Source organism: Fictibacillus sp. b24 (genome assembly GCF_030348825.1).
Classification (GTDB): Bacteria; Bacillota; Bacilli; order Bacillales; family Fictibacillaceae; genus Fictibacillus.
This window is the reverse complement of the sequence record NZ_JAUCES010000005.1, coordinates 1,827,082-1,849,423: the sequence shown is the minus strand read 5'-3', so window position 1 is coordinate 1,849,423 and position 22,342 is coordinate 1,827,082. Positions and strand designations below refer to the sequence as shown.

20 protein-coding genes and 1 riboswitch are annotated in these 22,342 nt (G+C 37.3%); of the genes, 15 read left to right on the top strand and 5 right to left on the bottom strand.

Going from position 1 to position 22,342, the window contains the following annotated elements; translation table 11 throughout:
- Position 1: 1 nt before the first annotated feature.
- The 4 genes from QUF49_RS09560 (at position 2) to QUF49_RS09545 (ending at position 4,719) form a co-directional block, all read left to right on the top strand.
- Positions 2-1,528 carry a tripartite tricarboxylate transporter permease gene (locus QUF49_RS09560; protein WP_289495434.1) on the top strand — a complete coding sequence of 509 codons (1,527 nt, stop codon included), beginning with the start codon at positions 2-4 and terminating at the stop codon, positions 1,526-1,528.
- A gap of 64 nt (positions 1,529-1,592) precedes the next feature.
- Positions 1,593-3,164 carry an ATP-binding protein gene (locus tag QUF49_RS09555; protein ID WP_289495433.1) on the top strand — a complete coding sequence of 524 codons (1,572 nt, stop codon included), beginning with the start codon at positions 1,593-1,595 and terminating at the stop codon, positions 3,162-3,164.
- Positions 3,165-3,177: 13 nt separating this feature from the next.
- A complete protein-coding gene (locus QUF49_RS09550) occupies positions 3,178-3,867 on the top strand; it encodes a response regulator (protein ID WP_289495432.1) in 690 nt (229 codons plus the stop codon).
- 135 nt (positions 3,868-4,002) lie between these two features.
- On the top strand, positions 4,003-4,719 hold the full coding sequence (locus QUF49_RS09545) for a YebC/PmpR family DNA-binding transcriptional regulator (RefSeq protein WP_289495431.1): 717 nt from the start codon (positions 4,003-4,005) through the stop codon (positions 4,717-4,719).
- A 278-nt stretch (positions 4,720-4,997) separates the two neighbouring features.
- On the opposite strand, the gene QUF49_RS09540 is transcribed toward QUF49_RS09545, so the two are convergent.
- Both QUF49_RS09540 and QUF49_RS09535 read right to left on the bottom strand, forming a co-directional pair.
- Positions 4,998-5,405 carry a disulfide oxidoreductase gene (locus QUF49_RS09540; RefSeq protein WP_289495430.1) on the bottom strand — a complete coding sequence of 136 codons (408 nt, stop codon included), beginning with the start codon at positions 5,403-5,405 and terminating at the stop codon, positions 4,998-5,000.
- Between the two features lie 2 nt (positions 5,406-5,407).
- Positions 5,408-6,127, bottom strand: a complete 720-nt coding sequence (locus QUF49_RS09535; RefSeq protein WP_289495429.1) for a DsbA family protein — start codon at positions 6,125-6,127, stop codon at positions 5,408-5,410.
- 257 nt (positions 6,128-6,384) lie between these two features.
- Here QUF49_RS09535 and QUF49_RS09530 point away from each other — a divergent pair, with 257 nt between their 5' ends.
- From QUF49_RS09530 to QUF49_RS09510, 5 genes are all read left to right on the top strand, one after another.
- Positions 6,385-7,719, top strand: a complete 1,335-nt coding sequence (locus QUF49_RS09530; RefSeq protein ID WP_289495428.1) for a processed acidic surface protein — start codon at positions 6,385-6,387, stop codon at positions 7,717-7,719.
- Positions 7,720-8,334 carry a class D sortase gene (locus tag QUF49_RS09525; RefSeq protein ID WP_425590460.1) on the top strand — a complete coding sequence of 205 codons (615 nt, stop codon included), beginning with the start codon at positions 7,720-7,722 and terminating at the stop codon, positions 8,332-8,334.
- 190 nt (positions 8,335-8,524) lie between these two features.
- Positions 8,525-9,253, top strand: coding sequence for a GDSL-type esterase/lipase family protein (locus QUF49_RS09520; protein WP_289495427.1), 729 nt, complete (start codon positions 8,525-8,527; stop codon positions 9,251-9,253).
- 40 nt (positions 9,254-9,293) lie between these two features.
- Positions 9,294-9,395: riboswitch (purine riboswitch) on the top strand.
- Between the two features lie 132 nt (positions 9,396-9,527).
- Positions 9,528-10,118, top strand: coding sequence for a xanthine phosphoribosyltransferase (locus QUF49_RS09515; protein ID WP_289495426.1), 591 nt, complete (start codon positions 9,528-9,530; stop codon positions 10,116-10,118).
- Positions 10,115-11,419: a nucleobase:cation symporter-2 family protein gene (locus QUF49_RS09510; protein WP_289495425.1), complete on the top strand. Its 1,305-nt coding sequence runs from the start codon at positions 10,115-10,117 to the stop codon at positions 11,417-11,419. The genes QUF49_RS09515 and QUF49_RS09510 overlap by 4 nt, the downstream gene beginning before the upstream one ends.
- Here QUF49_RS09510 and QUF49_RS09505 read toward each other — a convergent pair.
- A complete protein-coding gene (locus tag QUF49_RS09505; protein WP_289495424.1) occupies positions 11,401-11,631 on the bottom strand; it encodes a hypothetical protein in 231 nt (76 codons plus the stop codon). The genes QUF49_RS09510 and QUF49_RS09505 overlap by 19 nt on opposite strands.
- A gap of 213 nt (positions 11,632-11,844) precedes the next feature.
- On the opposite strand from QUF49_RS09505, the gene QUF49_RS09500 reads away from it, so the two are divergent.
- From QUF49_RS09500 to QUF49_RS09475, 6 genes are all read left to right on the top strand, one after another.
- The gene (locus tag QUF49_RS09500) at positions 11,845-13,833 is read left to right on the top strand and encodes a bifunctional 2',3'-cyclic-nucleotide 2'-phosphodiesterase/3'-nucleotidase (RefSeq protein WP_289495423.1); all 1,989 of its coding nucleotides are present in this window, start codon (positions 11,845-11,847) and stop codon (positions 13,831-13,833) included.
- A 172-nt stretch (positions 13,834-14,005) separates the two neighbouring features.
- Positions 14,006-14,431 carry a VOC family protein gene (locus tag QUF49_RS09495; RefSeq protein ID WP_289495422.1) on the top strand — a complete coding sequence of 142 codons (426 nt, stop codon included), beginning with the start codon at positions 14,006-14,008 and terminating at the stop codon, positions 14,429-14,431.
- A 211-nt stretch (positions 14,432-14,642) separates the two neighbouring features.
- A complete protein-coding gene (locus tag QUF49_RS09490; RefSeq protein WP_425590459.1) occupies positions 14,643-16,049 on the top strand; it encodes an aldehyde dehydrogenase in 1,407 nt (468 codons plus the stop codon).
- Positions 16,050-16,325: 276 nt separating this feature from the next.
- A complete protein-coding gene (locus tag QUF49_RS09485; protein ID WP_289495421.1) occupies positions 16,326-17,198 on the top strand; it encodes an esterase/lipase family protein in 873 nt (290 codons plus the stop codon).
- A gap of 145 nt (positions 17,199-17,343) precedes the next feature.
- Positions 17,344-18,315, top strand: a complete 972-nt coding sequence (locus tag QUF49_RS09480; RefSeq protein WP_289495420.1) for an endonuclease — start codon at positions 17,344-17,346, stop codon at positions 18,313-18,315.
- A 629-nt stretch (positions 18,316-18,944) separates the two neighbouring features.
- A complete protein-coding gene (locus QUF49_RS09475) occupies positions 18,945-20,204 on the top strand; it encodes a YeeE/YedE family protein (RefSeq protein WP_289495419.1) in 1,260 nt (419 codons plus the stop codon).
- 41 nt (positions 20,205-20,245) lie between these two features.
- Here QUF49_RS09475 and QUF49_RS09470 read toward each other — a convergent pair whose 3' ends face one another.
- Together QUF49_RS09470 and QUF49_RS09465 are read right to left on the bottom strand one after the other, a co-directional pair.
- On the bottom strand, positions 20,246-21,064 hold the full coding sequence (locus QUF49_RS09470; RefSeq protein WP_289495418.1) for a serine hydrolase: 819 nt from the start codon (positions 21,062-21,064) through the stop codon (positions 20,246-20,248).
- Between the two features lie 37 nt (positions 21,065-21,101).
- Positions 21,102-22,286: an iron-containing alcohol dehydrogenase gene (locus QUF49_RS09465; RefSeq protein ID WP_289495417.1), complete on the bottom strand. Its 1,185-nt coding sequence runs from the start codon at positions 22,284-22,286 to the stop codon at positions 21,102-21,104.
- Positions 22,287-22,342: the final 56 nt, after the last annotated feature.

The window sequence follows — 22,342 nt, the reverse complement described above, 5'->3', positions numbered from 1 at the left end:
GATGGGTGTAATGGATTTTTTAATGCAAGGATTCCAAACAGCAATACAGCCACAGAATTTATTTTTCGCCTTTATTGGCGTATTAATCGGAACAGCTGTCGGCGTGCTGCCAGGCATCGGTCCGATGAGCGGGGTAGCCCTTCTGATTCCCGTTACGGCCACACTTACTAGCGGAATGGACCCTTCTGCAGCAGCAACCAGTTCGATTATCCTTTTAGCAGGCGTTTATTACGGTGCCATGTATGGCGGATCAACTACGTCCATCTTGTTAAACACACCTGGTGAATCTTCATCAGTAGTAACGACACTTGATGGCTATCAAATGGCCAAGCAAGGCAGAGCAGGTGCAGCCTTGTCCATTGCCGCAATCGGTTCTTTCTTTGCGGGTGTTGTATCCATCATAGGGTTAGTGTTACTTGCAGAGCCGCTTTCGGAGATGGCCTTAAAGTTTGGACCTGCAGAATACTTTTCTTTAATGCTTTTAGGACTAGCTGCTGTTAGCGGTCTTGCTGGTGGGTCGATTACAAAAGCATGGATGATGACGGTAACAGGTCTTTTACTCGCTACAATCGGCATCGATGCTGTTTCAGGTGTCGCTCGATTCACATATGATATTCCAGTCCTATTTGGGGGACTTGAATTCTTAACCGTAGCTGTAGGTTTATTTGCGTTAGGTGAGGTATTTAAGACCATCCTTCACAAAGAAGAGGATGGTGAGAAAGTTGCAAAAGTTGGTAGAGTTCTTCCAACAAAATCCGATCTCAAGGAAAGTGCAGCTCCGATTGCACGCGGATCTTTCTTAGGATTTTTTATAGGTGTCTTGCCTGGAGCAGGAGCAACACTGGCTTCCTTCTTTTCCTATATTGCTGAGAAAAAGTTAAGTAAAAACCCAGAGAAATTCGGAAAAGGAGCCATTGAAGGTGTAGCAGCCCCTGAGTCTGCCAACAATGCCGCTTCTGGAGGCGCTATGATTCCGCTCTTAACTCTTGGCATTCCAGGGTCTGGAACTACGGCAATCCTAATGGGTGCACTGATTATGTACAATGTTCAGCCAGGACCGTTATTATTCAGTGATCATCCGGATGTCGCTTGGGGATTGATCGCATCGATGTTTATTGGAAACTTGATGCTTCTCATTTTGAATATGCCGCTTGTAAAAGTTTTTGCGAAAATTATTGAAACACCTCAAAAGTTTTTATTGCCCATTATTATTGCTATATCGGTTTTTGGAGTCTATGCTGTGCAAGTTACGACATTTGATCTGTTTTTATTAATTGGTTTTGGAGTAGCAGGATATTTATTAGCACAAAATGATTATCCGCTTGCTCCTCTAGTTCTAGGTCTCGTTTTAGGACCAATGATTGAAAACAATATGCGCCGAGCATTGACTACTTCTAACGGTGACTTTTTTATTTTTATTGAACATCCAATTTCAGCATTTTTTATCGTATGCTCTGTATTGTGGATTTTAGTTCCTTTCATTCTACGATTAAAAGGAAAAAATGTTGTGATAAACGTTGAAGGATAAAAGAAGAGTGAAAGAGAAGACTTTCTATTTGGGAAAGTCTTTTCAATTTTTATGGAGGGAAACTATGAAACTGCAAACAAAATTAATCGTCATCAGCTGTTCCCTTATCTTTATTGTGATTACCATTTTAGCTGTTATTTTTCAAGTGATGTTTGAAGATACGATGAAGAAGCAGATTGGTGAAAGGGCGCTTAGTGTTTCATATGCTGTTAGTAATAATCCAATGGTGATTGACGCATTTGAAACAGAAAACCCTTCAGAAAGGATTCAGCCTTACGCGGAGCAAATTAGGAAAAAAACAGGAGCTCATTATGTTGTAGTAGGGAACAAAGAAGGAATCAGGTATTCCCATCCTGTAAGAGAAAGAATCGGAAAAAAGATGGTAGGAGGAGATAATGAGTCAGCATTGTCAGGTGAACCGAGTATTACTGAAGCCACGGGTTCGCTCGGTCCAGCCGTTAGAGGGAAATCACCCATTATCAACAGTGAGGGTGAAATAATAGGATTGGTGTCTGTTGGGTACTTAACTGATCGTATTAATGAAGATATGTGGCCGTATAAATTAAAGATTCTAATAATCGGTATTTTAACGCTACTGTTAGGTGTGATCGGTTCTGTTTTAATCGCAAAAGGTGTGAAACGAGCGACACATGGATTAGAACCAAAAGAGATCGGGTTATTATACAAAGAAAAGACTGCAATCTTAGAAGGAATTAGAGAAGGAGTTATTGCTGTCAATCGTGAAGGTGACATTACTCTAGCCAATCAAACTGCTCTGCAGATGTTAGAAACAAAAAGCGAAAATCTTGTTGGGAACAATGTACTACATTCCATTCCCAACTCGAGGTTAGTAGATGTGATGTCCTCTGGCAAAAGTGAATTTGATGAACAAATGAAATTAGGAAACACCAAAGTTGTAGCAAACCGTGTACCTATACTGGATGATAACGGTAAAGTTATGGGTGCTGTTGCAACGTTTAGAAACCGAAATGAACTTTATAGATTGAATGAAGAATTAGCTCAAGTAAAAGGCTATAGTGAAGGATTAAGAGCACAAACTCATGAATTCTCAAATAAATTATACTTAATTTCTGGTTTGATTCAGTTGGGTTCCTATAAAGAAGCACAAGATATTATAACGAAAGAAGCTAATGTACATCAGCATTTTACCCATATAATCATGAACCAGATTTCGGATCCTTATATCGGGGGGCTTTTAATCGGTAAGTTTAACCGATCGAAGGAGTTAAAAGTTGATTTATCGATTGATCCTGCAAGTCATTTTAAAGATATTCCCGATGAGATCGACAGACAATTATTAGTCACGATAATAGGGAACTTAATTGACAATGCTATGGAAGCAGTTGTCGAGAGCAAACACAGTGAGAGAGCTGTAAAGGTAAGTCTCACTGATTTTGGCAGCCAGCTCATATTAGAAGTCGAGGATTCAGGGGCAGGAATTCAAGATACAATCGCTAATAAACTATATCAAAAGGGATTTTCGACAAAAGGACAAGACCGTGGTTATGGCTTATATTTAATCAAGCAATCTGTTGAACTGTTAAACGGAGAACTTTTTTATGAAAGAACAAAAGCCAATACAACCCTATTTACGGTTATAATCCCGAAAGAATAGAGGTTAGAGCATCATGCATTCATGGGAAGTTTTTATCGTAGAAGACGACATCCGTATAGCTGAGATAAATCGAAAATTTGTAGAAAAGGTAGAAGGGTTTTCGGTGTGCGGAGTTGCTCTTACTGAAGAAGAAGCCAAAGAACAAATTGCCATCCTTCAACCTGATTTAGTTATATTAGATATTTATTTTCCAGATATGAATGGGTTAGACCTATTACGCTGGATTAGAAGTGAGTTTCGTGGAATTGAAGTGATCATGGTAACGGCAGCAACAGAAGTGAACACATTAAAACATGCACTGGCTGATGGAATTTTCGATTATATTGTAAAGCCCGTAATCTTTCAACGATTTAAAGATACGTTATTGCACTTTAATGAATATAAGATGTCTATTCATCAACTCTCAGCTGATAAAGAAGTTAATCAGAACGTAATCGATTCGATTATTAAACGTGATAAGTCAGAAGTCATACATCAATCTCTGCCAAAAGGAATTGATCCAATTACTTTAGATAAAGTCCTTTCCATGTTAAGTCAGCATAAAAAAGGGTTCACTGCTGACGACCTTGGACAGCTGATTGGAGCAAGCCGAACAACAGCAAGACGTTATTTAGAGTATTTGGTTTCTGAACAAAAGGTGAGAGCAGACATTACTTACGGAGGGGTAGGTCGCCCAGAAAGAATATATCAATACGGGCTTTAACAATTAGGTCAGTAACTTATAACCAATACGTTTTGTTGAGGTATTGCTTTCATTTGGTCTGTAATACTACTAAAATCCGCTGAGTTTGATGTATAATGTTTTACATAGATTCAAAGTTGAAAGAGAGTGAACAAAATGGGACGTAAGTGGAATAACATCAAAGAGAAAAAAGCATCAAAGGATGCAAATACAAGTCGTGTTTATGCTAAATTCGGACGCGAAATTTATGTAGCAGCAAAGCAGGGTGAACCTGATCCAGAATCCAATCAAAACCTAAAAGTTGTCTTAGAACGGGCAAAGACATATAGTGTACCGAAAGCCATTATTGACCGTGCAATTGAAAAAGCAAAGGGCGGTTCAGACGAAAATTACGATGAGCTTCGTTACGAAGGCTTCGGCCCTAATGGTTCCATGATAATCGTGGACACATTAACAAATAACGTTAACCGCACAGTGGCAGAGGTGCGGTCTGCATTTAAAAAGAATAACGGAAACATGGGTGTATCTGGAGCGGTTTCATTCATGTTTGACGCAACAGCTGTAATCGGCCTTGAAGGAAAGTCAGCTGATGAAGTATTAGAATTACTGATGGAAGCAGATTTAGATGTACGTGACGTGATTGAGGAAGATGATTCAGTCATCGTGTATGCAGAGCCCGACCAATTTCATGCTGTACAAGAAGCCTTCAAAAATGCAGATATTACCGAATTTACAGTAGCGGAACTTACGATGCTTGCTCAAAACGATGTGGAACTACCTGAAGATGCGCAAGTTCAGTTTGAGAAACTAATCGATGCACTAGAAGATTTGGAAGATGTTCAACAAGTGTATCACAACGTAGATTTAGGATAATTAAATAGGATAGAATAGGTAGAATAAGCAGATCCTTTATGGGGTCTGCTTTTTTTAATTGCAAAGCATTTTTTTGGCGATAAATAGTTAAATAAGGTCATTAAACTTCATAATTAGGCGATTTTAATATGGAATAAAGCGATTAACAACAAAAATTAAGCGATTATAAAAGACATATAGGCGATTCTTCAAATCTCGACAAATTTCTCCATTTGACTAATAGCACCCTTCACAAAAATCTTTCATACATCTTAATTCAAAGAAAAAAAAGCAACCGATTAATTCGATTGCTTTTTTATCCATAACATACATATTGTAATTGTTGTAAATCCAACAAACGCCAAAAGTGGAATCGTAATAAAACCCAGCCAGTTTATATATTGCCCAGAACAAGGTACGCCAGATGTACACATCTCAAACGCCTTTAAAGCTGGTATCTTTTGTAAAGCATAATGATAACCCGAAACCAAAATTCCCAGTATAGAAAGTGGAAGGACGTAGCGCGTTATCTTTTGATCTTGATAGTAAAAGGCTGCTCCAAGTAAGATGACTAACGGATACATGAGAATTCGCTGGTACCAGCAGAATGTACAAGGAACAAATTTCATTACTTCACTAAAAAATAGACTTCCTACTGTTGATACGATAGCTGCTAACCAGGCAATCAATAAAGGTTTATTTACCAACTTTATTTACTCTCCTTGGCAGCATCATCGACCATTTTCTTTAGATCTTCAATAGAAGATCCCTCGAATTTTTTACCATTAACAAACAATGTAGGTGTACCCGTTACACCTAAATCACCAACTAGAGCTTCATCCGTTTCAACAGCTTTTTTACTTTCGCTGTCCTCTATTTTCCCGCTGACTTTCTTAACGTTAGCTTGCGTTGTTACTTCACCTAGCGTCTTAACTAAGAATTTTTCTGTGAAAATGTCCTTACGCTCAAGGCTTTGATCTTCTGGCTGCTTTTCATAGAGCAGCTTATGAAACTTCCAAAACGTATCGTTTCCTAACTCTTTGTATACTGTCTCACCAAATAGAGCAGATCTTTTTGAATCAACATGAATAAAAGGATAATTCAAAAAGTAGAATTTTGCTTTGCCTGTTTGAATAAGTTCTTGGTCAATCAGCGGAAAAAACGACTCGTTAAAACTTTTACAGACGGGACACTTGTAATCTCCAAACTCTACAATATTAACCGTCGCATCATCACTGCCTAAGTAAGGCTGATTTTCATACGAGATGCTAGTATTAGAAGTGTCTTTATCATCGAGTGCACCACTAAACAAAAAGATGATTAATCCTAGCGTTACAATTCCAATCGTCCAAAAAAGCCAAACAGGGGACGAACTTGTTTTTTTCTTGCTTGAATTCACGTGACCATTTTTCTTTTTTTGTTTACCCATTGTTCACCTCATAGATTTTTTTACTAAATAAAAAGAAGTTACTAGTATCGTATACAATCTTGTTTGTTTTTACAATGAAGAAATATTGAACATTATTGATAGATTGCCATATACAACCTCCATTTTCGAGATGAAAACAGCGATGGAACATTATTCAAACACAATAAAATAATGGTAGAAAAAACCTGTATCCAAAAGAAGATAATGGAAGTATAATTTTCTAGATATTATATTAAAACACTTTTTGGGGGTCAGGGATGAAAAACGTATTAACACTTCTATTGGCTATCACACTTAGCCTAGGCTTATTACCAGTATCAGCGTTTGCAATTGAAGCAAATGACAAAGAATTTAAAGCCTTCTTACAAGAGATTGGTTGGACGTCTAAAGATTACGAAACTTACTTAAAAAGTAAAGATTGGACTTTAAGAGATTTTGATTTTGTCGATGAATTAGGGACACCTTTATCAGAAGAAGGTGTACAAGCTGTGTTGAAGGAGTTTGACTTAAGTCGTGAAAAACTTAACGAACTTTTGACTGAATACGGTGCTCTTGAAGAAGGACAAGATGTTCTAGAAGGAACGTATGTTATCTTTGAAGAAGACTTGTTTGAAGAAATTGATTTTATTATCGGCACACCTATAAACGATGAAAATCTTCAGCAGCTATTAAACGACTACAACCTCAAGTCTATCGATGAACTGGATGCATTATTAGCAGAAAATGATGATTCACGTGATAACTATGAATACATTGAAGATTTAGAGTCATCTGTAGACTATTATATTAACGGCGATGATTGGGAAGGTACTCCAATCAATGATGAGAATCTTCAACAATTATTAAACGATTACAACCTAAAATCCATTGAAGAACTTAAAGCATTATTAAAAGAAAACGATGATTCACTTGAAAACTATGAATATATTGAAGATCTTGAGTGGACGGTTGATTTTTATATAAACGGCGATGACTACATGGATGAAGAAATAGCAGATCTCTTTACACAGATTGATTTAACAGATGAAGAGATGGAAAAGCTTTTTGCTCATTTAGAAACACTAAATTGGGAAGATCCAGCTTTTCTTGATCAAATGATGCTGCTAGCTGACCGCATGATGGCTTTTGAAGATTTTGAAACAGCAGATGAACTTTCTGCTGAACAAGTTGCTGAACTGCTTTCGATCTTCTCTGAAATGAAGCAGCTCTTACAAATTGAAACAAAATATTATCTTGTTGTTGATGGACAAAAGCAACCCATTTCAATGGACACGTTGATGACGATGGATTCAACAAATGGAAATGACTTAATTATGGAAATCCTCAACTTGAATGGTGAATTATTAGCAGATATCCGTATCACTGCTGATATGTTTGGTTCTGAAATTATTCAAGAGACAGGTAAAGATATTCAAAAAGTTGAAGAAGTTGTTTCGGCACCTCCAACCAAAGCCAAACCACCTGTAAAAACAGTAAAAGGCGGAGAACTTCCTAAAACAGCTACCAACCACTTAGGGAACGTAGTGCTTGGACTAGGAATTGCGGCTGCTGGGATTTTACTATTTAGACGAATGAGAGTAAAAGGATTTTAAATGAAAAAGAGAAGTAAATCTCGGATTGTACTTCTGACAATATCCGTTGCTTTTATTATGTTTGGGATTTGGTTCAGCAGTACAAATGCCTTTACATTTATGAAAGGGTATCTGATATTCAAAACCGGACAGATTGAAGCTAAAGAGGATAATCAGCCTGTTGAACAAAAACAAGTTGTCCCTAAAAAGGAGAGTCTATATCCCGAGAGACCTGCAAAAGGCGACAACATCGGTAATCTTATTATCCCAAAGCTGGATGCTTCACTTCCAATCTTTCATGGAACAGATGAAGAAGAATTAGAAAAAGGTGTCGGCCACTTCGCTAAAAGTGTCTTGCCAGGCGAGAATGATAATTCTGTATTATCAGGACATCGTGATACCGTTTTTCGCAAACTTGGAGATGTTGGGAGAGGTGATCTCTTGATCGTTGAGACATCAGCTGGAACATTTACGTATAAAGTAAAAAATGTTCGAATCGTCGATAAAGATGACCGAACAGTAATTGTCCCAAAACCAAGAGCAACATTAACGGTCTCAACTTGCTACCCCTTTGATTTTATTGGAGCGTCGCCTGAACGATATATCCTTGTGGCAGATTTGATTTCACAAAAATAACCTATTGAAGAAACAGCAGAAGATTTGTATTCTGCTGTTTTTATTTTTGTTTTAGTAAGTTCGTCTCTTTGTTCGGTTTATCTTTTTTTGTTTAAAAAACCTCAAAAACAGGTATGATTACAAAATAATGCAAGAGGAAGCTTAAAGCATTACCATCTGATACATACTTAGAATAATCAACTAGAAAGCGGTGGTTGGAATTAAAAGAAAAAGTACTTTGGTTATTGTAGCAAGTTTATTGGTTTTATTTAGTATTAGTTTAGTGGTGTATTCCTTTAACTCTGAAGAAATGGAAGTCACTGCTCTTGGAGATTCATTAGCGTACGGTCTAGGAAACACTAGTGACAACGGTTATATTGGAGATGTAGAGAAACGTTACGAAGATGACTTAGATAAACAACTTGTTGTTCACGATTTTGGTGTACCAAACGATACAAGTACAGATTTACTTAAGCGATTAAGCAATCCGGAAATTGTAGATACAGCTAAAAAATCTGATTTTATTCTCATTAACATAGGAACCAACGACTTTTTAAAAAGTACGAATCATTTAACAAAGTTCAACAAAGAAGAGCTTGCTGCAAATGAGGAAATTTATAAAGAAAATCTAAATCAAATCATTCAAAAAATCCAAAAGAAAGACAATCCGAAAACAATCTATATTCTTGGCATTTATAATCCAAAGGTGAAATGGAGTGATATGTCCGATGTGAACGAAGCGGTTTTAAACTGGAACAGATCAACCATAGAAGTAACAAAAAAACACAAAAACACAGCATTTATCCGTACAGATGATTTATTTATCAATAAAAAGAAACAAGAGTATTTCTCTGATAAGCTCCACCCGAATGAAAAAGGTTATGCTTTGATTGGAAAAAGAGTTTACGAAACCATTAAGCAAAGTTCAAACGAGAAATAAGCACATTAAGGGTTTTCTTTTATAATTATTTCCCGTATAATCTGAATTAACTTCATAAGCTCGTATAATCGCAGGGATATGGCCTGCAAGTTTCTACCAAACCCCCGTTAAGGGTTTGACTACGAGTGACGCAAATTTTTCCAAACATCCTTACATTAAGGGTGTATTGGGTTATTTTTATTCCGTTTTCTATACCGGAGAATTGCTTCACTCGAACAGAGAGAAGCGTTTCTCCGGTTTTTTGTTTTTCAAAAATAGATTAAGAGGTGGACCAATGAATTTTTTAGAAAAGAAAATCTGTGATGAAGGTGTCGTCTTGTCCTCATCTGTACTAAAGGTTGACTCGTTTTTAAATCATCAGATCTACCCTGAATTTATGAAACAGATCGGCACGGAGATAGCGAACCGGTTTAAAGCAGAAGACATAACAAAGATAGTAACGATTGAGTCTTCTGGTATCGCACCAGCCGTATTTGCGGGATTAGAACTCGGAGTTCCAGTCGTTTTTGCACGCAAAAAGAAATCATTAACACTAACAGAAGGCTTGATCACATCTACCGTTTATTCATTTACAAAACAAGAGAAAAATGAAATTTCAATAGCAAAGAAATTCGTTGAATCTGGTGAGAAGGTTCTAATCATTGATGATTTCTTAGCACACGGAGAAGCGGCCCTCGGACTTGCCGATCTTGTCACAAAAGCGAATGCTCATATTGCGGGTTTTGGCATCGTCATTGAAAAATCATTTCAAGTCGGCCGACAAAAGCTTGAGGAAAAAGGGTACAGAGTAGAATCCATAGCTAGAGTGAAAGAGATGAGTACGAACGGAATTACCTTTATTCAAAGTGAGGTGATGTCATCATGAAGAAAGGAAAAGTATTCTCACTAGGAATTCAACATGTTCTAGCGATGTATGCTGGAGCGGTAATTGTTCCGTTGATCGTAGGCGGTGCACTTAAACTATCACCTGAACAGCTTGCCTACTTAGTTGCAATCGACCTTTTAACCTGTGGATTAGCAACACTTCTGCAAGTTTGGCAAAACCGTTTCTTTGGGGTTGGTTTACCTGTTGTATTAGGCTGTACGTTTACTGCAGTGGGACCAATGATTGCGATTGGCAGTCAATATGGAATGAGCGCGATTTATGGAGCTATTATAGCAGCTGGACTGTTCGTGGTGATTTTTGCAGGGGCTTTTGGAAAAATACTTAAGCTGTTTCCTCCAATTGTAACTGGATCTGTTGTTACCATTATCGGGATTACATTAATTCCAGTCGCTATAAAGGACATGGCAGGCGGGGCAGGGAGCACGAACTTTGGTTCAACGCAAAATCTCCTTCTTTCATTTGGGGTTCTCGGCTTCATTTTACTGCTTTTTCGTTTTTCTAAAGGATTCGTCAGATCTGTATCCATCCTGATCGGTCTGATTGCAGGAACCATTGCCTCTTCATTTATGGGATTAGTTGATTTTACTCCTGTTATGCAGGCTTCATGGGTTCATATGCCAAAGCCATTTTACTTTGGAGTTCCAACTTTTGAAGTCGGCGCAATCATTACGATGATCCTAGTTGCCATCGTAAGTTTGATTGAATCTACTGGTGTTTTTATGGCACTTGGTAAAATATGCGACCGCAATCTCACACCGAAAGATTTAACAAAAGGGTATAGAGGAGAAGGTCTTGCCATTATTCTTGGTGGTATCTTTAACGCTTTTCCTTATACAACATATTCTCAAAACGTCGGTCTTGTCCAGTTGTCGGGCGTAAAAACAAAACAAGTGATCTATGTTGCTGGAGGCATGTTAGTGTTTCTTGGCTTAATTCCTAAAGTGGCTGCACTTACGACTTTAATTCCAACACCTGTTATGGGCGGAGCAATGGTTGCGATGTTTGGTATGGTATTCGCTTCAGGCATTAAAATGCTAAGTGAAGTAAACCTAGCAAAGCAAGAAAACCTTTTAATCATCGCTTGTTCAGTCGGAATGGGACTAGGTGTAACGGTAGAACCAGAATTGTTCAGCAAACTTCCAGAAAGTGTACAAATCTTAACAGAGAACGGAATTGTAGCTGGAAGTATAATGGCTATCTTGTTGAATTTACTATTTAACGCAAAATCGAAAAAGGTAATCGTTCCTCAAATTCAAAAGAATCAAAAGCAAGCGGTATAATCATAAAAGCGGTTATCCTCACTGAACCCAGTTGATGATAGCCGCTTTTTATGTTTAATCTGATTTAATGTTTCTTTCTTTGTCTTTGTCTTTTTTGTAGTCATTTTTTTGTACATTTCTTCTGTGGCGAATGCACTTCGATCTTTCATTGGATTACGCAATCCCTCCCGAATCATTTTTTCTCTTAATTTCCTAGCTTTTGATTTTGCCATATTATCAACTCCTTCAGGAATAATATACCATATTTTATGCAAAACATATGTATTTTCTCCTAATAGAAAATAGGTCTTTCTCATTAAAATTTATTAATTTTATGTAATGTTTCTAATTTTTCCCTAGGCTCTCTATCTTTAACAAATAGCACATGGTATCATATTTTGGGACCTGAATCGTCAGTTTCAATTATTGTAAAGGGGTTTGAGGAAATGAAAACCAATCATAAAAAAGTAGTTTCTCTTACGTTAGCAATAAGTCTATTAAGTTCACCTTTAGCAGGAAATGCTATCGCTAAAATGCCTGCTAAAAATGTTGGTAAAGTAAACCTGAGAATCATGGAAACAACAGACATCCATACAAATCTACTTAACTTTGATTATTACAAGAATGCATCTTCAGAAACTGTAGGATTGGCCAAAACAGCTACCCTTGTAAAGCAAGCTCGTAAAGAAAACAAAAACTCAGTACTCGTTGATAATGGTGACCTGATTCAAGGAACGCCCCTTGGTACATACAAAGCAAAAATTGAACCTTTGAAAGAAGGGGAAGTTCACCCCGCTATTGCAGCTATGAATCTAATGGGCTATGATATGGCGACTCTAGGAAACCATGAATTCAACTATGGTTTAGATTTCTTAGATGAAACATATGACGATGCTAATTTTCCATATGTAAATGCAAACGTCTATGTAGATGACCATGATAATAACCCGAACAATGATGTTAACAAATATTCTCCTTATAAAATTGTAAAGAAAATGGTTAAAGATGAAAACGGCAGACCAAAACTTATTAAAATTGGTTATATCGGATTTGTACCTCCGCAAATTAACGAATGGGATAAATCTCATCTTGACGGAAAAGTCATCACAAAGAACATTATTGAAAGTGCCGAAAAGTTTGTTCCTGAAATGAAGAAAAAAGGAGCAGATATCATTATCGCACAAGCTCACTCTGGGTTTAACAGCAGTGAAGCAAATACAGAAGATGTGATCTACTCTCTAAGCAAAGTAAAGGGCATTAGCGCGATTACGTTCTCACACACACATAAAATTTTCCCAGCAGCAGATGAAAAATCACTAGATGCTTTATTTAAAGATGCTTACGGCAACGTACTTCCAGGAGTAGATAATGCCAAAGGAACAATTAACGGCGTACCAGCTGTACAAGCAGGTTATGGTGGAGGTTCACTTGGATTGATCGACCTAACTCTTCAAAAAGAAAAAGGAAGCTGGAAAGTCGTAGGATCTCAGTCTTCTGTAAGAAGCGCAAAAGATGTTAAACCTGATGATAAAGTAGTTGAAGCTGTTAAAGATACTCATGATGCTACCATTAAATACGTGAATACACCGATCGGTACAACAACAGATGACATCTATAGCTTCTTTGCACTTGTTCAAGATGATCCATCTGTACAGGTCGTTACGAACGCACAAAAATGGTATGTAGAAAAATATATCTCTTTAAATAAACCGGAATATAAAGACCTGCCGATCCTTTCAGTAGGAGCACCGTTTAAAGCCGGAAGAAATGGTGTTGGCGAATACACTGAAATTGAAAAAGGTCCACTTACAATCCGAAGCGCAGGCGACCTTTACTTATACGACAACACATTAAAAGCTCTGAAAGTAAAAGGATCTGTCGTAAAAGAATGGCTAGAGATGTCTGCTGGTAAATTCAAAACTATCGATCCTAATAAAACAGAAGAGCAACCGTTATTAGATGATACGTTCCCAGTATATAACTTTGACGTAATCGATGGAGTAAACTATCAGATTGATGTAACACAGCCTGCTAAATATGATATAAAAGGTACAGTTATTAACCCTAACAGCAGCAGGATTTTGAACCTCACATACAACGGACAAGCTGTGGACCCTAACCAAGACTTTGTTGTCGTTACAAACAATTATAGAGCTGGCGGAGGCGGAAACTTCCCAGGACTCAAAGGCAGCGAATATGTAGTTGATTCAGCGGATGAGAACCGTCAAATCTTAATGGATTACATCACAGAGATGAAAGAAATCACACCAACTGCTGATAACAACTGGTCGCTTGCACCAATTAGCGGCGATGTTAATGTAACCTTTACTTCTTCACCAAATGGTCAAAAGTATACAAGTGAAGAGAGCAAGATTAAATACCTAAACAGAACAGACGAAAAAGGATTTGGATTCTACCGCATTGATTTAAATTAAATCCGAAAAAGAGAGCCTTTCATGGTTCTCTTTTTTTCTTACTTACTAATGAAGGTATATCCTCAATAAAAACAGAAATATAAAATCTAGTGACACATCATTATTAATCGTGATATGATTAGAACGAACAAGTGTTCTTGTTACCGAAAAAATGAGACGATGAGGTGTATACATGATTGTAGCTGTGAATCCTTACCTGGTTACTAACGGAAATGGCCAAGAAGCAGTAAAATTTTATGTGAATGCATTGAACGCTGAATTAATTTCTTTGCAAACCTTTGGAGAAATGCCAGAAGATCCTAATCATCCACTACCTAGCGAAGCAAAGGATCGTGTGATGAACGCTCAGTTTAAAGCGGGGGATACCATCATGATGCTTTCTGATACGTTTCCTGGGATGCCTTACAATCTTGGAAATCAAGTAAGCATTGCGATTCATATCGATACAGTTGAAGAAGCACAGAATGTTTTTGAAAAGCTTTCAGAAGGTGGTAAAGTAACAATGCCTCTGCAAGAAACGTTCTGGAGCCCTTCATACGGCCAAGTTACAGATAAATACGGTGTTGAATGGCAAGTTTCAACGATTAAAGAAGATTAAATATATCTTGCAGACCCCTTCTTGTTATCAAGGAGGGGTCTTTGCGTTTTGTAAGAATATTTTGGGATAATTTTCAATATGTGTATTTATAATAAACTTGGGGTAATCAAAACCATTGACTAAAAATAGTAAAGATATTATAGTATTCACACAAAACATGTTTATAAGTTTAAACACTTAATTATATAATGTTGATAGGGAGGCATCTGTATTGAATCATTCAACATTCATTATAAAAGAAAAGTCAAAAGAAACCATTGATGAGCTGGTACAGGCTCAGAAGGCTTATTTCAGAAGCGGTATAACACGATCTTATGAATTTCGAATAAAAGCCCTAAACAATCTTTCAAAACTGATTCGTAACAACGAAGCAAAGATTCTGCATGCGTTAAAATCAGATTTAAACAAATCAGAAACTGAAGCATATACAACAGAAATCGGTTTTTTATTAGAAGAAATTCGCCATACACAAAAACATCTTAAAAAGTGGATGGAACCTAAGAAAGTGAAAACAGCAAAGACTCATTTTGGATCTAAAGGTTATACCATCTCAGAGCCCTATGGCGTTACGCTTATCATCGCTCCTTGGAACTATCCGTTTCAGCTGCAGCTATCGCCGTTAATTGGTGCAATAGCAGCGGGAAACACAGCTATACTAAAACCATCAGAACTAACTCCACGTACATCTAATTTAATCGATGCATTGATAAAAGAATTCTTTCACCCTGACTACATTGCTGTTGTAGAAGGAGGAGTTGAAACGACTAAAAATTTACTGGATCAGCCGTTAGACTATATCTTTTTTACAGGAAGTGTACCGGTAGGGAAAGTGATAATGGAAGCGGCAAGCAAGCGGCTTATTCCGATTACACTAGAACTTGGCGGAAAAAGTCCTTGTATTGTTGATGAAACAGCAGATATTAAGCTTGCTGCTAAACGAATAGCGTTTGGCAAGTTTACGAATACAGGCCAAACGTGCATTGCACCAGACTATTTGTACCTTCATAAAAACATACGCACAGAATTTATTGATACATTTAAAGAAGTCATTACAGATTTTTACGGAGAACATCCATTGCAAAATGAATCATACGGCAAGATTGTGAATGATCGTCATTTTAATCGTCTGAAAAACTATTTATCAGATGGCGAGATCCTTTTTGGTGGTCGTTATGACGAAACAAAAGAAAAAATCGAACCTACTCTTATGGTTCCTACAGATTCCTCTGTTCCAGTGATGAGCGACGAAATCTTTGGTCCAATCTTTCCTGTTTTGGAATACGAGGATCTGGAAGAAGTAATTGAATTTATTGTAAGTCGCCCTAAACCTCTGGCACTTTACTTGTTTACGACAAATAAGGAAATAGAAGAAAAAGTGGTAGGCAACATTTCATTTGGTGGCGGATCAATCAATGATACGTTGATGCACATCGCAACACCTTATCTCCCATTTGGAGGAGTAGGTGAGAGCGGGATGGGCAGTTATCATGGGGAATCCAGCTTTGTTGCATTTTCTCACAGCAAAAGTGTCTTAAACCAAACGAATAAATTCGACTTTAGTTTTCGTTATCCGAATGCGAAGAATGGTCTGAAGATGATTAAAAAGTTTATGAAGTAGTTCCAAGTATGAGGCGTTGTCACATTGTGATAGCGTCTCTTTTTATGCAAAAGTGCAATATCCAGTGAAAAGAGCCATATAGAATCATGCCATAAGTTACCTGCATTTTTACATAGGTAAAACTAGTTCTGCTGTTGACAACGCTTACACTCTTTAGTTTAATGGTGTTTAAGTTAATGATTAGAGTATGCAGGAAATTGGAGACAAGCATAAATCCTTATAGAGGAATTATGCTGTCTTTTTTTATTAATTAAAAACAGAAATGAGGGATATGTAGTGAACAAGTGGTTAAGTATACTTTACACCTTGATACTAAGTTCAGGTATCGTGATCAGTGGAAGTCAAACTACTGCTAAAGCACAAGAGTCATCAAGTGATGGATTTCTGACAGAACAAGGGATTCCGCCACCTGGAGCAAATGATTCATCTTGTAAGCCTTCTGCAGAGCACCCTGAACCTGTCGTCCTCGTACCGGGAACTTTCGAAACGATGGAAAGAAACTTTATAAATCTTGCACCCCTGTTAAAAGAAAAAGGATATTGTGTATTTTCCTTGAACTACGGTTATAACGGTGCTGTTCCTGCTTCGGGCCCAATCGAGGATTCGGCAGCAGAACTTAAAACTTTTATTGATAACGTTTTAAATTTAACTGGAGCAGAAAAAGTATCAATCGTCGGACATAGCCAAGGAGGAATGATGCCTCGTTATTATATGAAGAACCTGGGTGGAGCCGAAAAGGTAGAAGATTTGATTGGTCTTGTTCCATCTAATCATGGAACAGAAGGTGTAGCGGGTCTTACGGAGCTTACATCAACTGGAGCCGATCTTGCCTCTTGCAAAGCATGTCAGCAACAAGCTGCAGGGTCTGATTTTCTTTTAGCGCTGAATGAAGGGGACGAAACACCAGGAGATGTATCATACACGGTTGTCACAACACGTAATGATGAGATTGTTGTTCCTTTTACTTCAGCTTTTTTAAACGGAGAGAAAGAAAATGTAACAAATGTAACGATTCAGGATTACTATCCATATGATCAAATTGAACATCAGAACATTGCTCAAGATCCACTCGCTTTTAATTTTGTTTTCGATGCACTTGAACACAAAGGGCCCGCAGATCCCCAAAGAGCTGTCGGTATTTTTAAATAGAAGTTGTACTATGAAGAAAAGTATTAAATAAAAGGCGCTGTCACTTAGTGAGTTGCGTCTTTTTTATATAGAAAAATGCCAAAAACTCGCTATAGGAACAGATGTTCGGTATAATGTAAGTATACGAGTAAGGGAGTTGATTGGTATGCGAAAAAGCAAATGCACCATGAGTATCCCTGCAATAATTGAGAGTTTTAACAATGGTATGAGCAGCAATGAGATTGCGATAAAAGCGAATGTGTCATCCAGATATATCAATAAAGTACTGCAAAAGCATAATGTAGATCGTCAGCCGCATAGCAGTTGGTTAAGAAAGTATACGGTGAATGAAAATTATTTCAAGACGTGGTCAGCATCCATGGCATATGTTTTGGGATTTTTTGCAGCTGATGGATTTATGCCACAAGATTTACAAGTAATAAGTTTTTCACAAAAAGACCCTAAGATCCTCGAAGACATCAAAAAAGAACTCCAATCAAAACATCCAATCATAATAAATCCACGAACAGGCGTACATTTATTAAACATCTCAAGCAAGATTATGAAAGAAGATTTAATACACTTACATGGAATGATCCCTAAGAAGTCAACAACACTTGAGTTTCCGTATGTACCAGAGGAGTATTTAAGTCATTTTGTTAGGGGTTACTTTGATGGTGATGGGAATATTAACTTTGAAAAGAGAACGGTATCTTTTGTAGGTGGATCACTAAAATTCATGGAACACTTTAAGAAAAGATTAGAATTTTACTCTTTCGAACCTTTTATTGTAAGTAAGGAAAAGTATCATAGGCTATTTCTATCTGGCAGAAAAACTGTTTATAACTTTGGAAATTGGATTTATAGGGATAAAAACTTATATCTATTAAGAAAACATATAGAATTTAAAAGAGAAAAGCTATCGCCGGAACAATTAAATGACCGGCCAATTAAGATTACTAAAACTGCAGTAGAAGAAAGAAAAGAAAAATTACTTGATAATTATAAGTTAAAAGCAGATTTAACTGAAGCCTGTAAAAGTGCTAATATACAAATACAAACTTTTTATCGCTGGTTGAATAAAGATGAAGATTTCAAGCGACGATTTAACTCGATGGTAATGCAGATAAAAAAATAAAAAAGCAAACACAGATCGAAATTAAGCGATCTGTGTTTTTTTATGGATAACTCCGAAAGAAGAAGAAAGAGAGAGCACACAAATATAAAGTAAGTTTATTATTTATAATTAGGTGACATAATATCTATTCTCGGAAGCTATGTGAGAATAGAAGGAAAAGGTCTCAAAACCAAAGATTACTTAAGATAGTGAGACGAAAAATGAAAAAACGAATTATTTTACTTATCTTTTATCTAAAAATTATAAACCGCATATGTATTTATCATTTAAACGATTATGTATCATTTCAAAATTTCCTTTAAATTATCTGATCTACTTATGTAATAATTACTAATCGCTTTTGTTATTTGTTCATTTACTCCATACTGTTTTTTATTTAAATCATTCTCCCAGATACAATTACTTATTTTCATCTTACTAAGAACTTTATTGTGTTCTTGAATCCCAAAAACTCAAATACTCTATTTTTAATTATGTGTATATGTGTAAATGTTTACTACCATACGTTTCAAACCCACTCTTATCAAGTTCAAATGTGTACTCCAACTTCATCATTTGCACAATTTTCGATTCGTAGTATAATGTTATACATTAATTCCGATAAAATTAATAGGAAAAGGCGGGATAGTATGGCTCAATCTGCTTTAAATACAAAAATGAACAAATCATATAAAAGCCAGCCAACTACTGAAGTAACTGATTTAAGTCCTATGCAAAAACCATTAGTAGCATTAGGCGCATTAGCTGCCATTTTACTTCTTACAGCAATCGTTAGTGTTGCTGACTGGACTAAAGGAACTCTCTTTATTATAGGAATAATGCTTGGCTGTGCACTGCTTTATGCACGTTTTGGATTCACTTCAGCTTTTAGACGGCTCGTTTCTGTTGGAAATGTGCAAGGGCTGCAAGCACATATGGTGATGCTTGCAGTAGCATCCGTATTATTTGCTATTATTTTTAACACTGGTTTTAGCTTTACTGGTGCTGAACCAACCGGTAATGTATCACCAGTTGGTATAAGTATTTTAGTTGGTGCCTTTCTTTTCGGTATTGGAATGCAGTTTGGAAATGGATGCGCGTCAGGAACGCTTTATTCTTTAGGCGGCGGATCTTCATCTATGATATTAACGCTTATATCATTTATTGCAGGATCTGTACTTGGAGCTTACCACTTCACATTTTGGATGGGATTGCCTTCTCTTCCACCGCTTTCATTAAACCAAATTCCAGGAATCGGCTATATGGGTGCGTTAGTCATTCAATTAGGATTATTTGCTCTGATTTATTGGATTACCGTTCAAATTGCTAAAAAGAAAAAACCGCCTATGATGAAGCCGCTGCCGACTACCGTTGGGTGGAAAAAGGTACTTCGTGGTTCTTGGCCGTTATTTACAGCCGCAATCGTGCTCGCGTTGCTAAATGCATTAACGTTAGCGGTTAAAGGAAGTCCTTGGGGTATCACATCAGCGTTTGCGCTATGGGGCGGAAAAGTGATGATGGCATCAGGTGTTGACGTTTCTGCCTGGGGTTACTTTGATGGCAAGAACGGAGAAGCTCTTTCTAAAAGTGTTTTAACGGATGGCACAAGCGTAATGAATTTCGGTATTATTCTCGGTGCATTCATTTCAGCTGCTTTCCAAGGAACGTTTAAACCAGGAAAGATTAAACCAGGTATTGCTGGCGCTTCAATTATCGGTGGATTATTGATGGGCTATGGTGCTCGCTTGGCATTCGGCTGCAACATTGGTGCTTATTTTAGCGGAATTGCTTCATTTAGTCTTCACGGCTGGGTTTGGGCAGTTATGGCTATGTTAGGTACGTATTTAGCTCTGTTCGTGAGACCTATGTTTGGCCTAAGTAATCCAAAATCTACTGATTCAATATGCTAACAAAAAAGCTAATGGACATTGAATACGTCCATTAGCTTTCTTTATGTTTTAGATTCACAAGAAACCTGATACAGCAACTTTCCGATTTCACCCATAATCCTTCTTGATTCAGCACGATTAGGAACATTGTTACTTAATACAGAAACGGCATAGGTTTGACCAGGTAGATAAAATAATCCTACATTATGCTCGATCCCTGGTACATACCCTGTTTTATGAGCAAACTCCCAATTCGGAATCATTCCGATTACACCGTCTGCTTCTGGAAGAAGACTTGGCAGCAAGTCATTCATCTTCTGCTGCTTCATAATATGTATCATCTTTTTACAAGAATTCAATGAAACCACAGATCCTGCCACTATTTTCTTCAAAAATTCATTCATTTCATGAGCAGTTACGACATTCATCTTTCCAGGTTCTCTTGCAGCTTTAATTTGTAGTTTGTGATGTAAGTGACTTTGATTGAATCCCCATTCTTTCATATAAGAATTAATCTGATCTTGCCCTACTAAATCAATCAATATATTTGTCGCCGTGTTATCACTTTCAATAATCATTAATACGATTAAATCCTGAACGGTCCATTCTATACTAGATGTCAAATGCTTTATGATACCATCCCCAGGCACGATTTCTTCTTCTTTTACGCGAACTTTATCAGATAACGAACATTTCCCTTTCATAGCATGAGCAAATACGGCAGCCATAATGGGAACCTTGATAATGCTAGCTGAATAAAACAGCTCATTCGATTGATATTCAAAGCTTTCTTTTATTTCAAAATGATAGATCGAAACTCCATATGTTCCATTTCCTGAAGAGATCAACTTTCGTAAGGCTTGTTCATTTTGTTTTAGCATCCCCGCTTACCTTCTTTCATTATATAGGACAGATCTATTAATACTGGCTAACCCCTTTAAGTTCATTTGAGTATGCCCTTTTAAATAGTTCCAGATAGTCTTCTTTAGTAATTTCTCTCGCATTGCTTGATGTGGATCCATTCAAGTATGATGACTCAGCAAGATAATCGAAATCGTCCTGTTTCACTTCAGGTAAAGAGGAGAATGTTGGAATTGAAAGGTCTACTGCCAGCTGCTTCATTTCATCTACGAGACGTGCGGTTGCATCACGATCTGAATCGACCAGAGAAGCAATTCCAATCGTTCTCGCGATTACTGCGTGTTTTTCTAGTTCCGTCTTTGCATTATATTCAACGATATATGGCAAAAACATAGAATTGGCAACACCATGTGGAGTGTCATATAAACCGCCGATTGCCTCAGCCATGCAATGAACGGATGCTACATCAGCATGAGAGAAAGCCATGCCTGCAAGCGTTGAACCCACCATCATGTTGTACCTGGCTTCTTGATCATTCCCATCATTTACGGCTTTTCTTAAATAGGGATATATGTGTTTCATTGCTTGTAACGAAAGACCATCTGAGATTGGATTACTTCGTTTACAAGTAAAAGCTTCTATTGCATGTACTAAAGCATCCATTCCTGTTGATGCTGTTAAATGAGCAGGTAATCCGTAGGTAAGCTCAGGATCCACAATCGCTAAAACGGGTGCGATCTTGACGTCCTTAATCGTAAATTTTATCTTTTTTGCTGTATTCGTAATAACCGATGAACGGGTTACTTCTGCACCAGTTCCTGCAGTTGTTGGTACAACAATAATTGGAGTTACTTTTTTAGGTACGTTATCTCGCCCAGCGTAATCCTGTGGTTCACCACCTAGGCACTGTAAAATGGCTATCGCTTTTGCTGAATCGATAACAGATCCCCCGCCTAATGCCAATATCGCATTCGCACGAAAATCTTTCGCATCTTCACCACCATTTTTACAATCGATATCACGCGGATTTGGTTTTACTTTATTAAACTTTCGGGTTTCAAATCCTTGCTTTTCTAACATTTGAATAGCTTGATTTACGAACCCCGTTTGCTCAATACCAGGGTCTGTCACGATAAAGATTCGATTTCCCTCTAAAACTTCTTTTAAGTGTATCCCCATTTTTTTAAATTCACCATTTCCAGCTCGTATGATGGTAGGCAGATAAAAGTCTATGTTCTTCATAAACATAACTCCTCCTCTCTTTTTATCATCATATAGGATAAAGAAATGGATTCAAA

Coding starts and splice junctions, on each gene's coding strand:
- QUF49_RS09560 (WP_289495434.1), top strand. CDS start 2: ATGGGTGTAATGGATTTTTTAATGCAAGGATTCCAAACAGCAATACAG.
- QUF49_RS09555 (WP_289495433.1), top strand. CDS start 1,593: ATGAAACTGCAAACAAAATTAATCGTCATCAGCTGTTCCCTTATCTTT.
- QUF49_RS09550 (WP_289495432.1), top strand. CDS start 3,178: ATGCATTCATGGGAAGTTTTTATCGTAGAAGACGACATCCGTATAGCT.
- QUF49_RS09545 (WP_289495431.1), top strand. CDS start 4,003: ATGGGACGTAAGTGGAATAACATCAAAGAGAAAAAAGCATCAAAGGAT.
- QUF49_RS09535 (WP_289495429.1), bottom strand. CDS start 6,127: ATGGGTAAACAAAAAAAGAAAAATGGTCACGTGAATTCAAGCAAGAAA.
- QUF49_RS09530 (WP_289495428.1), top strand. CDS start 6,385: ATGAAAAACGTATTAACACTTCTATTGGCTATCACACTTAGCCTAGGC.
- QUF49_RS09525 (WP_425590460.1), top strand. CDS start 7,720: ATGAAAAAGAGAAGTAAATCTCGGATTGTACTTCTGACAATATCCGTT.
- QUF49_RS09515 (WP_289495426.1), top strand. CDS start 9,528: ATGAATTTTTTAGAAAAGAAAATCTGTGATGAAGGTGTCGTCTTGTCC.
- QUF49_RS09510 (WP_289495425.1), top strand. CDS start 10,115: ATGAAGAAAGGAAAAGTATTCTCACTAGGAATTCAACATGTTCTAGCG.
- QUF49_RS09505 (WP_289495424.1), bottom strand. CDS start 11,631: ATGGCAAAATCAAAAGCTAGGAAATTAAGAGAAAAAATGATTCGGGAG.
- QUF49_RS09500 (WP_289495423.1), top strand. CDS start 11,845: ATGAAAACCAATCATAAAAAAGTAGTTTCTCTTACGTTAGCAATAAGT.
- QUF49_RS09495 (WP_289495422.1), top strand. CDS start 14,006: ATGATTGTAGCTGTGAATCCTTACCTGGTTACTAACGGAAATGGCCAA.
- QUF49_RS09480 (WP_289495420.1), top strand. CDS start 17,344: ATGCGAAAAAGCAAATGCACCATGAGTATCCCTGCAATAATTGAGAGT.
- QUF49_RS09475 (WP_289495419.1), top strand. CDS start 18,945: ATGGCTCAATCTGCTTTAAATACAAAAATGAACAAATCATATAAAAGC.
- QUF49_RS09470 (WP_289495418.1), bottom strand. CDS start 21,064: ATGCTAAAACAAAATGAACAAGCCTTACGAAAGTTGATCTCTTCAGGA.
- QUF49_RS09465 (WP_289495417.1), bottom strand. CDS start 22,286: ATGAAGAACATAGACTTTTATCTGCCTACCATCATACGAGCTGGAAAT.